The following is a 14,590-nucleotide window of genomic DNA, read 5'->3' on the forward strand; positions in this document are numbered from 1 at the left end:
ATGGATCCGGCATCTGCCATAGAGAAGAAACTTAAGCGTCAAATCGCGGCCAGGAAAGAGGCTGAAGTGTTGTTGGAACAAAAGAGCCTCGAACTGTTTGAGGCTAACCAACAGCTTGAACTTGCTCTGCGTCAGTTAGAAAAGCGCTCCAATGCGAATATACGTCGTATTGAATTCCAAGAACAAATCGACAACTTGTTGATTGATTTCGGGCGCGCGTTCCTTAGAAATGATCTCGATGACGTCATGTTGTCACAATTGACGATGAATGTGACCAACAGTTACTTGATCGAAGCCAGTCGTTTGATTTTGCCTCCCAAGCTGATTCCTCAGTTACATACCTATGACTATGGTGACGAAGCCGTCGAGGTGATAGAGCAATACGTTCAAGAACCTCATTGGCAAGGCAACTTGCTAACGGTGCCATTAGAGGTCGAAAAGGTCATAGTCGGTGCGTTAATCGTGAAGGTCAGGTTGTTAGACCAAGACTACGAATTCATTCAAAGCCAACTGTTGTTAGTGACTGACCTTATCTGCAGTGCATTAACTCATCAGCTTGCTATCAATCGAAATGTTGAGTCACGTAAACGAGCGGAAGAGTCCGAGAGGGCAACGCGCGACTTTGTGGCCATGATTAACCATGAATTAAGAACTCCGCTTAATGGTTTGCTAGGTAGTGCAGAATTGATCAGCGATACCGAACTCAGCAGTTCTCAGCGTGAAATAGTGAATAACCTGAGCCAATCTGGAGAGTTTCTCAGAACCATCATTAATGATTTGCTTGATTTCAGCAAAATCAATGCAGGGATGTTGGATCTTATTCCCAAGAAATTTGCGTTGCATGATTTGAGAAATACGATTGAAAGTATCTTCGTCAATCGCGCGATTGAGAAGCAAATCGAATTTAATATCAGTGTCGCATCTAACGTACCTTCTCATTTCCAAGGCGATTTAGAACGTATCACGCAACTGTTTGTTAACTTAATCGGTAATGCGATCAAATTTACAGAAGAGGGGCACGTCAATGTCGATATTGAGTGGGACAAAAACCAGTTTGTTTTCTCAGTGGAAGATACTGGGGTAGGCATTGCCGAATCTGCACATAAGACGCTGTTTGAACCTTTTACTCAGGCGGATAACTCAAGTAGCCGAAACTACGAGGGTACCGGGCTTGGGTTAGCGATTTGTCGTAAGCTGGTGGCTTTAATGAATGGCGATATTGGGGTGACCAGTATTGTTGGCTCAGGTACTACGTTTACCATTTCGATTCCTCTTCAGGTTGTCGACGTACCAGCAGAGAGCGATAGTGTCGCCAAAGGCTTTGAATCTGAAGTCGAATTGTCACTGCTTGAAGTGCTCGTAGTTGATGATATTAAGATGAACCAGATCATCATCCAACAAATGTTACGTAAACATGAGATTGAACCTGTTATTGCAAGTAACGGTGTAGAAGGACTCGAGCTAGCCTCAAATAATGACTACGACATTGTGTTCATGGATTGCAGAATGCCAGTTATGGACGGCTTTGAAGCGACAGAGAAGCTAAGAAAGAAAGGGTATTCGAAGTCTATAGTTGCACTGACTGCCGGAACGACGCTTGAAGAGCGGGAACACTGTATTCAATGTGGAATGGATGACATTCTTAGTAAGCCTTATACGGCCAACGACCTTAAAGAGATGCTCAAGAAGTGGGGTGTTACGCCTGCGAAAGTAACTTAGCGCTTGTTAACTAAAGTAGCTTAGAGCTTTTTAACTAAGGTAACCTAAAGGTTGTTAATTAAGCATCGCTAGTCAGAAGTGGTCATTCACACGCTCTGGCTCAGAGACTAAAAAAACCGAAGTGATCTTACGATCCTTCGGTTTCTTCTTATATAGAGCTTTTACTGGCCGTTAAGCAGCGAAACTGTCAGTTAATGACGTTATGCTTAGCATTCTTCAAGCACAGGCAGAATGCGACTCAGCTTATCGAGCGTCTCTTGGTATTCAGAGGCACAGTCACTATCGAACACCACACCGCCGCCAGCCCACGCATAGAGCGTGTTGTTTTCAGCAACTAACGTACGAATGGTAATGCTGGTATCCATTCTGCCATTTCGACTGATGTAGCCGATACTGCCACAATAGGCGGAGCGTCGATGGGGTTCTAACTCTTCAATGATCTGCATTGCTCGCACTTTTGGTGCTCCGGTAATCGACCCTCCAGGGAAACAGGCTCTCAGAAGGTCAGTTGCAGAATATTGGTTATCAAGGTCTGCTCGTATCGTGCTCACTAAGTGGTGCACGGCAGGGAAGCTTTCAATATCGAAGAGCTTTGGTACATGAACCGATCCCGGCTTTGCGACTCGGCCAATATCATTACGAAGCAGGTCGACGATCATCAAGTTTTCTGCCTGATCTTTATCGGCGTTGACCAGGTCTTGTGCGTTGGCATCATCAATCATAGGGTTTTCAGAACGAGGGCGTGTGCCTTTGATCGGTTTTGTTTCAATGGTGCCACTATTGAGTTCTAAGAATCGTTCAGGCGATACACTGATGATTGCGCAGTCGGCCAAACGGATGAAGCCAGAAAAGGGTGCCGAGTTGTACTGCTCTAATTTGTCATAGGCTAGCCATTCACTGCCTTGATATTGGGCATTGAAACGCTGAGCCAAGTTAATCTGATAGCAATCGCCGGATAACAGGTACTCTTGAACACTATCGAACTTGTTCGCATAGCTATCTTGACTCATGTTGGATTGCCATGGTGTCGTTAATCCAAAGGCAGGTTGGATTACTGCATTGTGCTTTGACTGCGAGGTTAACCAATCGAGATGTGAATCAATATTTTGGCCGACAATACATGCCGTCTTCAGTTTGTGATCAACGACAATGGCCCACTCATACAAACCAACCGCCATGTCTGGCGCTTCAATGTCTCGCTTTGCGAGTGAAGGAAGTGTTTCAACTCTGCGCCCCAAATCATAACTAAAGTAGCCCAATGCACCGCCAACGAATGGCAACTCAACGTGCTCTTTCGTTACAGGCAATAACTTTTGCTGATATTGGTCGAGTAGTTCGAAAGGATCGGAGTCTGAAACCTCGCACGTCTCATTAACATTAACGGTCGTTTTTGCACCGACTGTCTCAAAGGTGGCGATGGGTTGAGCAACTAAAATATCGTATCGACTATCAACGTGGCTTTCTGAAGCTGAGCGTAATAGCATTGCCCACGGCATACTTTCAATATGAGAAAACAGCTGTTTAGCTAAAGTTGATTGATATTGAAGCGGCTTGATTTGGATAGAGCGAAATTCGTTGTTATTCATTTGTTTAATTTGTGACAAAGAGTTCGATCACTGCATGGCGTGTGAGAGGAAGCAAGAGTATCATAAATTGAAAATAAAATGGGTTCTTGATTAGAACGGTGTAATACAAGTGGTTTAGTTTACAGCTATGCAAGCGATTGCTAAAGCAACTAAATACAGCTCAACACAATAAAAAGCTAAACCAATTAGGCCTGAATAGTCAAACCATGAACCCACATGGAACCAGAACAATAAAGAGGCATGCAATGACGGTTATTCGTAAGCAAGATGTGATCAGCAGTGTCGCTGACGCACTTCAGTACATTTCTTATTATCACCCTTTAGACTTTGTCCAAGCCCTAGAAAAAGCGTATGAGAAAGAAGAGAGCCAAGCAGCAAAAGATGCTATCGCTCAAATTCTTATCAACTCGCGTATGTCTGCGGAAGGCCATCGTCCAATTTGTCAGGATACGGGTATTGTTACTTGTTTCGTGAACATCGGTATGGATGTTAGGTGGGAAACGGATCAAACAGTACAGCAGATGGTTGATGAAGGCGTTCGTCAAGCTTACAACAATCCAGATAACCCATTGCGTGCATCTGTCCTAATGGACCCTGCAGGTAAGCGTATTAATACGAAAGACAACACACCAGCGGTTGTTCACATTAATATGGTTCCAGGCAACAAAGTTGAAATTCAAATCGCGGCAAAAGGCGGCGGTTCTGAGAACAAAACCAAGATGGTAATGCTTAACCCTTCTGATGATATTGCAGAGTGGGTAGAGAAGACGCTACCAACAATGGGCGCGGGCTGGTGTCCACCGGGCATGCTTGGCATAGGCATCGGCGGTACGGCTGAGAAAGCCGCGGTACTCGCTAAAGAATCTCTGATGGAACACATCGATATTCAAGAGCTTATCGACAAGGGTCCAGAGAACGCTGAAGAAGAGCTTCGTCTTGATATCTTCAACCGTGTAAACAAGCTTGGTATTGGTGCACAAGGTCTTGGCGGTCTAACCACTGTGGTGGACGTAAAAATCAAAACAGCGCCAACGCATGCTGCGTCTAAGCCAGTATGTTTGATCCCTAACTGTGCGGCAACACGTCACGTACACTTCACATTAGACGGCAGCGGCCCTGCAGAACTAACACCACCTAAGTTAGAAGAGTGGCCAGATATTACTTGGGAAGCCGGCGCAAATACACGCCGTGTTAACTTAGATGAAATTACCAAAGAAGACGTTCAAGAGTGGAAGACTGGCGAAACGGTTCTTTTATCAGGCAAGATATTAACCGGTCGTGATGCTGCTCATAAGCGTATTCAAGGCATGCTTGAAAGTGGTGAAGGTTTACCAGAAGGCGTCGACCTGAAAGGTAAGTTCATTTATTACGTAGGCCCTGTTGATGCGGTACGCGATGAAGCGGTTGGTCCTGCTGGCCCAACAACCTCTACTCGTATGGATAAGTTCACTGACATGATGCTAGAAGAAACAGGTATTATGGGCATGATTGGTAAAGCAGAACGTGGCCCTGCAACGGTAGAGTCAATTAAACAACATAAATCGGTTTACCTGATGGCGGTTGGCGGTGCAGCTTATTTAGTCGCGAAAGCAATTAAAAAAGCACGCGTGGTTGCGTTTGAAGATCTCGGTATGGAAGCGATTTACGAATTTGAAGTTGAAGACATGCCTGTAACGGTAGCGGTTGACTCAAACGGCGTGAATGCGCACCAGATCGGCCCTGATACGTGGAAAGTGAAAATTGCTGAAGCTGAAAAAGCATAATTTACCGAAGTCAAAAGTCGTAACAGGCGCTAGCTTCAGCGTTTGAATTGCAATTCTTGACAGAAAGTTGAAGACAAAAGTACAGCATTATTTGCACTTTTGTCTTATTATCAATGATATAGTGATAAACACATAGTTTGATATAAGAATATAGGAGAGAGGAATGCCTCGTTTTATTCAGATCCTACAGATTATCTTGGCAGTGGTGATTGGTGCTTTTGTTGGATATGACCTGATCTTGAAAGGGATCAGTATCTTTGATAATAAATACGTGACAATTACTTGTGCGCTTTGGCTAATTGCAGAGATTGCACTGTTTGTTATCTACAAGTTGATTGAAGACGATTAAACGTCGGATACCGCAGAAAAATTCTAAAGCCCCTGATTATGAATGTAGTCAGGGGCTTTTATTCATCTAGCATTAAGAATGTGTATTGCATACTCACTACTATTAGAAAAAGAAAAAGCATACATACTATCCCAACAGGGAAAGAACATAGGCTGCCTCTCTATTATCATAATCAGCTAGCCTAACTATCACGGAGTCGTTCAAATGAAACACCTAACTCAAGAAATGAGTGACTTTATAAGCAGAGGAACGGATTCTCACATTCGAGTCGCGGTCACGGGGCTTTCTCGTGCGGGTAAGACAGCATTCATTACTTCGCTGGTTAATCAGCTTCTTCATACGTCTACCCACAAAAATCTGCCTCTACTTGCATCAGCGAGAGACGGAAGAATTATTGGCGCTAAGCGCATTCCTCAACACAACATGATGATCCCACGTTTCTCTTATGATGAAGCTATGGAATCGTTGAATGCTCAGCCACCAGAATGGCCAGTGCCGACGCGTGATGTCAGTGAGATTCGTCTAGCAATCAAATATAAGCCAGCCAAAGGCGCAAAGAAGCTACTGAGTAAAAACAGTACGCTCTTCCTCGATATTGTCGATTACCCGGGAGAGTGGCTACTTGATTTACCCTTGTTGGATATGGACTTTGATACGTGGAGTCAATCTCAATTCGCAGCGTTGAAAGGCGACAGGGAAACCTATTCACAAGACTGGAACGCAATCCGCGGTGACATTGATTTATTAGCAGATGCTGACGAAAAGAAACTGGTCGCGATTGCTGATAGCTACACTCAATATCTTCATACTTGTAAGAATAACGGACTGCATTGGGTACAACCCGGTAGGTTCGTGTTACCTGGAGAACTTGAAGGTGCGCCTGTACTGCAATTTTTCCCGTGCATAGCACCAGAAGATAAGTTTTCAAAAACCAGTAACTACGCAGTATTGAAAGCGCGTTATGAAGAGTATCAACAAAAGGTCGTAAAAGCGTTTTACAAGAATCACTTCGCGACGTTCGACAGACAAATCGTGCTGGTGGATTGCTTACAGCCGCTCAATGCGGGCTATGACTCTTTCATGGATATGCGTGGCGCATTAGAGCAGCTATTAAAGAGCTTTAAGTACGGGCGAAGCAATATCTTAAGACGCTTATTCGCGCCGAAGATCGACAAGATCTTGTTCGCAGCCACCAAGGCTGACCACGTGACACCGGATCAACATCCGAACTTGGTGTCGCTGTTACAACAGATGGTGCATCCTGCTTGGCAACAGGCGGCGTTTGAACACATCGACATGAGCTGCATGAGTATCGCGTCTATTCAAGCGACGAGTGCGGGTTATATCTCGTCAGGTTCAGACAATGTCCCCGCATTGCAAGGTGTGACTTTAGATAACGTACCTCAGACCATGTATCCGGGAGAGGTACCGTGTAAACTGCCAAACAAACAGTATTGGGAAACCAACCAGTTTGATTTCACAAGCTTTAGGCCGATTGAACAGCACTCTGACGAGCCTTGTCAGCATCTGAGAGTCGACAAGGTTTTAGAGTATCTCATTGGCGACAAGTTGAAGTAATTGAGGCAATCAAAATGAGTGAATTAAAAACAAAACAGGTCTTTGATGAACCTTTGAAGACCTCATTCGATGAGCCGGATAAGAATGAAGTTAACCCAGACTTGGGTGCTCAAAAACTGTTTACCGAACAAGAAAAGTTTGTGCCCGTTACACCACAAGTAGAAACCGATCTTGATGGTGATGCTGAGCAACAATTGGAACAAGTGATTCGACCGAGCAAAAAGAAGAAGTGGTTTGGAACTGGCTTGTTAGTCGCTTTCTCCGGTTTAGTCGGTTGGCAAGCAATTGACTCTGTCATTACCGCGATTCAAACAGCAGACTGGCTCGCGTTAGGTTGGGCCGGCTTTATTGCTGCCATTGCTTCATTAGGCTTGGGTGCAATAGGCAAAGAGCTGTGGAAGTTACGCTCATTGAAAGATCATTTCAGCGTTCAAGAGCAGAGTGAAGAGCTACTTCAGAGCCAAAGTGTCGGCAAGGGTAAAGCGTTCTGTGAACACATTGCGAAGCAGGGCGGTATTGTCGCTGAATCACCCGCTTATGATAAATGGCGAAACAGCATTAACCCTGCGCACAGCGATGCTGAAGTCTTGGATATGTATGATGCACTCGTTGTTGCCCAACAAGATAAAGTGGCGACTCAAATTGTCACTAAGTTCTCGACCGAATCGGCCGCTTTGGTTGCTGTGAGCCCATTGGCGGCTGCCGATATGTTGCTGGTGGCGTGGCGCAATTTCACCATGATAGACAAGCTTGCTGATGTGTATGGCATTGAGCTTGGCTACTGGTCGCGTATTAAGTTGTTCAAGTTGGTGTTGATCAACATGGCAGCTGCGGGTGCCAGTGAACTCGCGATAGACGCGAGTATGGACCTCGTCTCGATGGATCTTGCAGGCAAGGTTTCAGCTCGAGCAGGACAGGGGCTCGGTGTCGGTATTCTCACCGCGAGACTGGGTTTAAAAGCCATGACATTGCTGCGTCCTATGCCTTGGCATAATGAGCGAAAAGTAAAAATATCAGATCTTCGTAAAGCCGTCCTTTCTGAAATAAAGCGCATTACGCTTAAATAGAGTGAGTTGCTTATCAATAAAGCGCATTACGCTTAAACAAAGCGAGCTACTGACCAATAAAGCGAGTTACTTAGCAATAAAGTGTATGACATTGAGTCGTTTGCGAGTGAAGAGTAAACATATGTTTACTCTTCTTCTTGACTGAACTCAGAGCTTAATCCACACTACTGTCAACTTATCCTGACACCTATAATAGGACTATTTGTGCGTCTTGAAGTATTGTGTGAAGACAGACTCGGCTTAACGCGTGAGTTGCTCGATATCTTGGCCTCAAAAAGCATTGATTTAAGAGGAATCGAAATTGATGTTAAAGGCATTATTTACTTAAACTGTCCTGATATCAATTTTGATGCTTTTAGTGAACTTATGGCTGAAATTCGCCGAATTTCAGGTGTGAAGGATGTACGTAAAATCCAATTTATGCCAAGCGAAAGGCATAACACAGAGTTGATTGCTCTGCTGGCAAACCTACCTGACCCTGTGATAGCGATTGACCTTAAAGGCTCAATCGATATGGCAAACCACGCTGCATTGAACCTCTTTAATAAGCAAGAAGACGAAGTGATCGGTGAGCCGCTAGCGACGTTCGTTCCTAGCTTTAACTTCGCTCGTTGGATTGAAGGCGATGTAACGCGCCATCGTGAAGTTGTGGTGTTAGATGGTTTAGATTTCTCTATTGAGATCCTGCCGATTTACCTTGGTGGTGATGTGAACGAAGCGGTACTGGCTAGCGCGGTAATGACAATTCGTTCTTGCAACCAAGAGATGAACACGCCAGACGCAATCCCTGAACAGAATAACCTAGGTTTTGAACACTTTGTTGGTGTCTCTAATCGCCATAAAGCCTTGATCAGCCAAGCTAAGAAACTGGCTATGCTGGATCAACCTCTGCTTATTGAAGGGGACACTGGTACGGGCAAAGAGATGCTGGCTAAAGCGTGTCATAACCGTTCGAACCGAGCGTCATTCCCATTCTTGATTCTAAGCTGTGCATCGATGCCTGATGACGTAGCGGAAACGGAATTGTTTGGTCATGCTCCGGGTTCATTCAATCATGAACAAGGTCATAAAGGCATTTTCGAACAAGCGAATGGCGGTACTGTATTTTTAGATGAAATTGGCGAGATGAGCCCACATCTACAAATCAAACTGCTGCGTTTCCTACAAGATGGTTCATTCCGTCGTGTTGGTGAAGAAGAAGAGATGCACGCGGATGTTCGTATTATCGCATCAACGCGCCATCGTCTTTCTGAATTAGCCGACTCAGGTTCGTTCCGTGAAGATCTGTTCTACCGCTTGAACGTGCTGACTTTATCGATTCCTGCTTTGCGTGAACGTTCAAACGATGTTGCCCCATTACTGGAGCTATTCGTTGCAAAGTACGCACAGCAATTAGGCATGTTGAAACCAAAGCTGACTCAAGAACTAATCGACCAATTAGGTAATTACCAATGGCCGGGCAACATCCGTCAGTTAGACAATATGGTTTTACGTGCACTAACAGAGTTGGATTCAGATACGTTAACGGTTGAGCAATTCCACCTGCCACAGCTTGAAACCATGACGGCTGGAATGGCGAACTTGAGCTTAGACGGCTCGCTTGACGAGATCATGAAAGACTATGAATCTCAGATTCTAGAGAAGCTCTACCAGTCTTTCCCATCAAGCCGTAAGCTTGCAAAACGTTTGAATGTATCTCACACCTCAATTGCGAATAAGCTTCGTGATTACGGTATTAGAAAGAACTGATCGAATAAGAACAAGATTATGGAAGATTTGAGTACACCGGAGCGCATTTATAAGCGGGACGGTAACCTGATTCTGAGAACGGCTGAAATCGACGACGCAGCGATGATCAGTGAGTACTTTCAGGTTAACAGAGAGTACCTGAAACCTTGGGAACCGATTCGAGAAGACGCGTTCTTTGATAGAGCGAGTTGGGCGCAGCGACTGATCAAGTTAAACGAGCTTCATAAAATGGGACTAGGCTATTACTGTTTACTGATTAATGCTGACTCTAATGAAATGTTAGGCACAATATCGTTCAGTAATTTGTCTCGTTTCCCGTTCTACGCCTGTAATGTGGGTTACTCATTGAGTCAAAGTGCACAGGGCCACGGTTACATGCGCAGAGGCTTGAGCATGGCAAAAGACTACATGTTTGATGTGCAGAACATGCACCGCTTAATGGCGGGCTACATGCCTCACAATGAACGCAGTGCGGGTGTATTGAAACATCTTGGCTTTGTTCGAGAAGGCTCCGCCAAAGAATACTTACAGATTAACGGTAAATGGGAAGACCATATACTGACCGCGTTAGTTAACCCTAACTGGGAAGACAAACGCAATGTCTAGACTAAATAGTATCTAGGCGTAAGAACAGGTAATGAATTTAAAGGCAGCGAATATCAAGCGACCTCTAGTCGCCGCTGTATCGAAAGAACATATAGGCATGGTAAATCCATCAGCCTGAGAAGATATTTGAGGAAATTTGATGTCATACACAACTTTGGACGAATACCAAAGAAAATGGATTTTCACTCACCAGTCAATGCCGCTGCCGGCAGAAGATTTGGAAAAGATTAAACCAATGACACAGGCGAGAGCATCTCAGTTTTGGAAAGAGAACGTGAGCCCTCAAAGCCCTGATGCGGAAAGACTAAGTTCGCAAGATTGGCCAAGCAAAGCATCGAACTGGAATGAAGAGATTAGCTGGATGGCGAATTGGGAAGCGGATGAGCCTGAAATGCCAGAAGAGATTCTGAACTTTATTGATTGGCAAGATGACGTAACTGTTTATTTTTGTTACGAAAAATACAATGTTTTAGAAACCAAGTGGTCAGTTTTCAAGAAACACTGGAAGAACTTTTTGTTCTACGATGATGGCCCGATTCTACTAGGCCGCCGCCGTTCAGAAGCACTTTGGTTTGCAACAAATGGTACCGTTAAAATTGGCAACCGAGCTTAAGTAAGACACTACTTAATCAAGCGAATGTTGAACAAAAGATTGATAAAAAGCGAGCTCTGAGCTCGCTTTTTTTGTGGCTAAAGATCGTCGAGGATCATCGATAAATACACGCCATTTGAAGCCGATTTCTGACGAGGGTTTTCATTAGCTTAGAGCTAGTAATTTTCGAAATTGAGATCGCTATCTCATTGGCTTGGTTGAAGTTTTGTTGGTTTGGGTTATCTTTATAGTACTGCCTTAGTGGAGGTGAAGTATTATGATTTGGGATACTCTCGAACGTGTAAATAAACTTCGCAAGGAAGCAATGAAAGATCCAGAGTTTTTGGATTCAGCAAAAATGCATGAGCAATGGCTTTTAAGCGAAACTCATAATCAATCGAACAAAGGAGCTAAAGAGAAGAAACCGAAAAAGTTATCTGATATTTATGAAAATACGGATTTTCCTATTAACCCAACAGGAACGAAACATTAACAATGATGAACTGCAATACGGCTAAGGCTCTTAACCAAGATGCGATAAGTCGACTAAACATACCAGCCTTAAGCCACCAATAAAAAAGCCACTTTCAACGAATCGAAAGTGGCTTTTTCTTTACTAGTGAGCACTCAAAATAATGAGCCCTAAAACTAGTTATTAATCAGGCTTAAGCCGCTTGGTAATGCATCACCAAACACCCGCTTAGACTCGCTCTCAGAAAGTTCAGTCACTTCACTCACTAGCGTTAGCCATGAATCAGGTACCTTGCTTTGCTTTAGCTTCTCAATCACTTGATTACGATAGTCGTCAGAGATATCAAATTGACGGTCACCGGTTTTACGGCAAATCATCACAGCAGCGAAGGCGATCATCTGCTCTTTCTGCCAGTTCTGTTCAAGCAGTTTTGGTAACCACTGTTCAGCTTGCTCTCTAGGAATTACGCTGTGTTGGCTGCCATACAAAGGCGTTCTTGATGCTAATCGACCTAGCGCCCACCAGTGAGCTTGTTCAAATTGGTTATGATTAATCGCTTTGCTCAAGAACCAGCTTGCCAGCAGCACTTTGTCTTCCACTTCCAGTTGCTCAAGTGACGCCGCTAAGCGAACCATGGCTTCATAACCATTGTCTTGCGCATCTTTGGCTGTCTTAGGGTTTTTCATTGCCCCCGGGTGAAGGTACTTAGCGATGTCAGCCAAGATGGTCTCTTGCTGCTCTTGATTCAGGCCACCCGCAACACGACGCCAGAATACCCACCAATCTGTCCAACCTTGGTGGTTCTGGAACTGAATGTTTTGTTGGTAAAGACCCCAAATTTGTTCGATACGCCATGAGTCAGTCGGATCGCCAAAGCCGGGACGCAGCGAGTAACCCGCCAAACGCAGCCAGTTCTTCTCGTGTGCTTCAGAGCGACGGCGGCGTTTACGACCTAATGAGAAGGTATCGAACAGGTGACGAAGGGTCGTGAAGTCCCATTCATCGCGTTTACCCAATCGCTTCTCAAGATCTTTCGATAGTGTTTTGATCTCTTTCGATTCAGCACTCTTTTTGTTGCCGCTGTACAGGCGAGAAATCAATTCCTTACATTCATCCAGTCTTGGGTGAAGTTTAGCGGTATCAGACTCATCACCTTGCTTGTTTCTTACTTCAAACTCGAGCAACCAACGTTTAGAGTCATCTTCTGTACTCACACACTCCATTTTCAGAGTGCCGACTTCTGTTAATTGACACGCGAGCAATACTTCGACGCGTTCTTTTTGGTTGGCTTGAAGCTCTGCAGTACCAGACCCTTCCAGCGTAGAAATATAAGGTGGAAGAGGGGAGAACAAGTCGGCATCCACATTGACCATCACGCCGTTTTGAATGGCGGTGTCGTGAGCTATTTGATCATGTGTTGAAGTCAGTAGATTGAAACGTACCGGCTCACCCAAAGTCAGTGAGAAACGACGGCTGTTCAAGCGTATCTCTTGGCCTTCTTCGGTTCCTTTGGCAAGCAGACAAAGCGCTTTACCCATCTTGTTCTTCTCTTGCAGATGCAAGAAGTAAGAACGGGCAGCACCGCCACCGATTTTCAGCTGTGCCCCACGGCGTGCTTTACCAAAGGCAACCGCGCCAAGGGCAACAGACCAATCTGGATGAGGGTTATCGAGCACTGTAATCGGAGAACCGTTCCAGTTGCCCAGTAGCTGAGTAATTCGCTCTGTTACCAGCTCACTGTTGAACACACCACCATTGAGTAGCACACCAACAGGAATTGCAGGTTTGGTATCATCAAACTCGACAGAGTCTGACTTTTCCAATGCGGCTTTAGATACTTGCTGATGTGTCGCTAGGAATTCGGCAACGTGCTTACTTACCGCAGGATCTGCTGCGTAGGGTAGGCCGAACTCAACCATCGCGCTACGTCGTTTGTCGGGTACTTCCGTAAACTCAGAAAGTGGGAAGAAGCCTTCCAGTGCAATCTGATGAACTTCTTGTTTCGTTAAACCAATACTCTTGGTACCGCCAAGTAGCTTTGAACCACTGCCCAGCATGGTGATCTTCACATCGTCTGGCGCGTTAGCAGAAAGCAGGCTCTCTTTTGCGGCGCGAGTTTGCTGAATAAGCTTGGTTAGGCTAGACGCATTCAGCTTTTTGTTTTGATTGAAGCGTTGCTCTGCAAGGTGGGCAAGGGCTAAATCTAGGTTATCACCACCGAGCATTAAGTGTTCACCAACGCCGATACGGTCGAGTGCGAGTTCTTGGTCATCGCCATTGTTTGAGTTGAAGCTTGCTTCGATCAAACTTAAATCGGTGGTACCACCGCCGACATCACACACTAGAATCAGCGGGATTTGCTGAAGTTCATCGGCAGCGGTTTGTTGATGACGGGCATACCAGTCATAACAAACGGCTTGCGGCTCTTCGAGCAACAGAATCTTACCTAAACCAGCAAGTGCAGCCGCTTCGAGTGTCAGCTTGCGTGCTGTCTCATCGAATGAAGCGGGAACGGTGACTACAACGTCTTGGTCTTCCAGCTTATTGCTTGGGTTGCGGTAGTTCCATGCTTGGCGGATGTGGTTGAGGTAGCTTGCGCTTGCGACAACCGGCGACACCTTATCGACGTCAGTTGCGCTAGCCCAAGGGAGAATGTCGGAGTTACGATCAACCGCTTGGTGAGATAACCAGCTTTTAGCACTCGATACTTGGCGACCTTCAACTTTAGCACCTAATTCTCGTGCCCATTCGCCTACAATGACATTTTGAATATCGCCTTCAACTAAGCTCGGTTCCCAAGGCATGGTGAGATCGGAAGGGGAGATCTGACCTTGTGCGGGATGATAACGAAATGATGGAAGTAGCGGCTTGCGAACCACTTCACCGGGGCCGATGAGTTGGTCAATATCGAAAAGAGAAACGGGAGCATGTTGTAGGTCGTCGTTGATTTCACAGTAGGCAACCACAGTGTTGGTTGTGCCTAAGTCAATGCCGACTAAAAAACGAGGAGATGCCATACAAAACCTTATTCTGCCAAAGTGATGACCAGTTAATGGATAGTCTTGGTCTTATTATTGTCTTTGGAATGTTTTTAATACAGGGCTAGGGA

The 14,590-nt window shown here is 45.2% G+C and carries 11 protein-coding genes; 9 read left to right on the plus strand and 2 right to left on the minus strand.

Going from position 1 to position 14,590, the window contains the following annotated elements; all coding sequences use genetic code 11:
- Window positions 1-1,719 carry an ATP-binding protein gene (locus AC3CID_RS06330; protein WP_488527106.1) on the plus strand — a complete coding sequence of 573 codons (1,719 nt, stop codon included), beginning with the start codon at window positions 1-3 and terminating at the stop codon, window positions 1,717-1,719.
- Between the two features lie 206 nt (window positions 1,720-1,925).
- Here AC3CID_RS06330 and pabB read toward each other — a convergent pair whose 3' ends face one another.
- Complete coding sequence (pabB, locus tag AC3CID_RS06335; protein ID WP_488527107.1) at window positions 1,926-3,305, minus strand: aminodeoxychorismate synthase component I; 1,380 nt, start codon at window positions 3,303-3,305, stop codon at window positions 1,926-1,928.
- Between the two features lie 245 nt (window positions 3,306-3,550).
- Here pabB and AC3CID_RS06340 point away from each other — a divergent pair, with 245 nt between their 5' ends.
- From AC3CID_RS06340 to AC3CID_RS06375, 8 genes are all read left to right on the plus strand, one after another.
- The gene (locus AC3CID_RS06340) at window positions 3,551-5,068 is read left to right on the plus strand and encodes a fumarate hydratase (RefSeq protein ID WP_086049566.1); all 1,518 of its coding nucleotides are present in this window, start codon (window positions 3,551-3,553) and stop codon (window positions 5,066-5,068) included.
- Window positions 5,069-5,231: 163 nt separating this feature from the next.
- Complete coding sequence (locus AC3CID_RS06345; RefSeq protein ID WP_004734731.1) at window positions 5,232-5,417, plus strand: hypothetical protein; 186 nt, start codon at window positions 5,232-5,234, stop codon at window positions 5,415-5,417.
- Window positions 5,418-5,621: 204 nt separating this feature from the next.
- Window positions 5,622-6,995 carry a YcjX family GTP-binding protein gene (locus AC3CID_RS06350; RefSeq protein WP_488527108.1) on the plus strand — a complete coding sequence of 458 codons (1,374 nt, stop codon included), beginning with the start codon at window positions 5,622-5,624 and terminating at the stop codon, window positions 6,993-6,995.
- Between the two features lie 14 nt (window positions 6,996-7,009).
- The gene (locus tag AC3CID_RS06355) at window positions 7,010-8,062 is read left to right on the plus strand and encodes a YcjF family protein (protein WP_146458125.1); all 1,053 of its coding nucleotides are present in this window, start codon (window positions 7,010-7,012) and stop codon (window positions 8,060-8,062) included.
- Window positions 8,063-8,266: 204 nt separating this feature from the next.
- Window positions 8,267-9,811, plus strand: a complete 1,545-nt coding sequence (tyrR, locus tag AC3CID_RS06360) for a transcriptional regulator TyrR (RefSeq protein WP_017077872.1) — start codon at window positions 8,267-8,269, stop codon at window positions 9,809-9,811.
- Between the two features lie 18 nt (window positions 9,812-9,829).
- Complete coding sequence (gene rimJ, locus AC3CID_RS06365; RefSeq protein WP_488527109.1) at window positions 9,830-10,417, plus strand: ribosomal protein S5-alanine N-acetyltransferase; 588 nt, start codon at window positions 9,830-9,832, stop codon at window positions 10,415-10,417.
- A 139-nt stretch (window positions 10,418-10,556) separates the two neighbouring features.
- Entirely contained in the window at window positions 10,557-11,030 is a 474-nt protein-coding gene (locus AC3CID_RS06370; protein WP_004734736.1) for a DUF2947 domain-containing protein, read from the plus strand.
- A gap of 256 nt (window positions 11,031-11,286) precedes the next feature.
- Window positions 11,287-11,502 carry a hypothetical protein gene (locus AC3CID_RS06375; RefSeq protein WP_171307720.1) on the plus strand — a complete coding sequence of 72 codons (216 nt, stop codon included), beginning with the start codon at window positions 11,287-11,289 and terminating at the stop codon, window positions 11,500-11,502.
- Between the two features lie 155 nt (window positions 11,503-11,657).
- Here AC3CID_RS06375 and AC3CID_RS06380 read toward each other — a convergent pair whose 3' ends face one another.
- Window positions 11,658-14,498: an Hsp70 family protein gene (locus tag AC3CID_RS06380; protein ID WP_488527110.1), complete on the minus strand. Its 2,841-nt coding sequence runs from the start codon at window positions 14,496-14,498 to the stop codon at window positions 11,658-11,660.
- Window positions 14,499-14,590 lie beyond the last annotated feature (92 nt).

The organism is Vibrio sp. QJM3NY_21 (genome assembly GCF_057785975.1).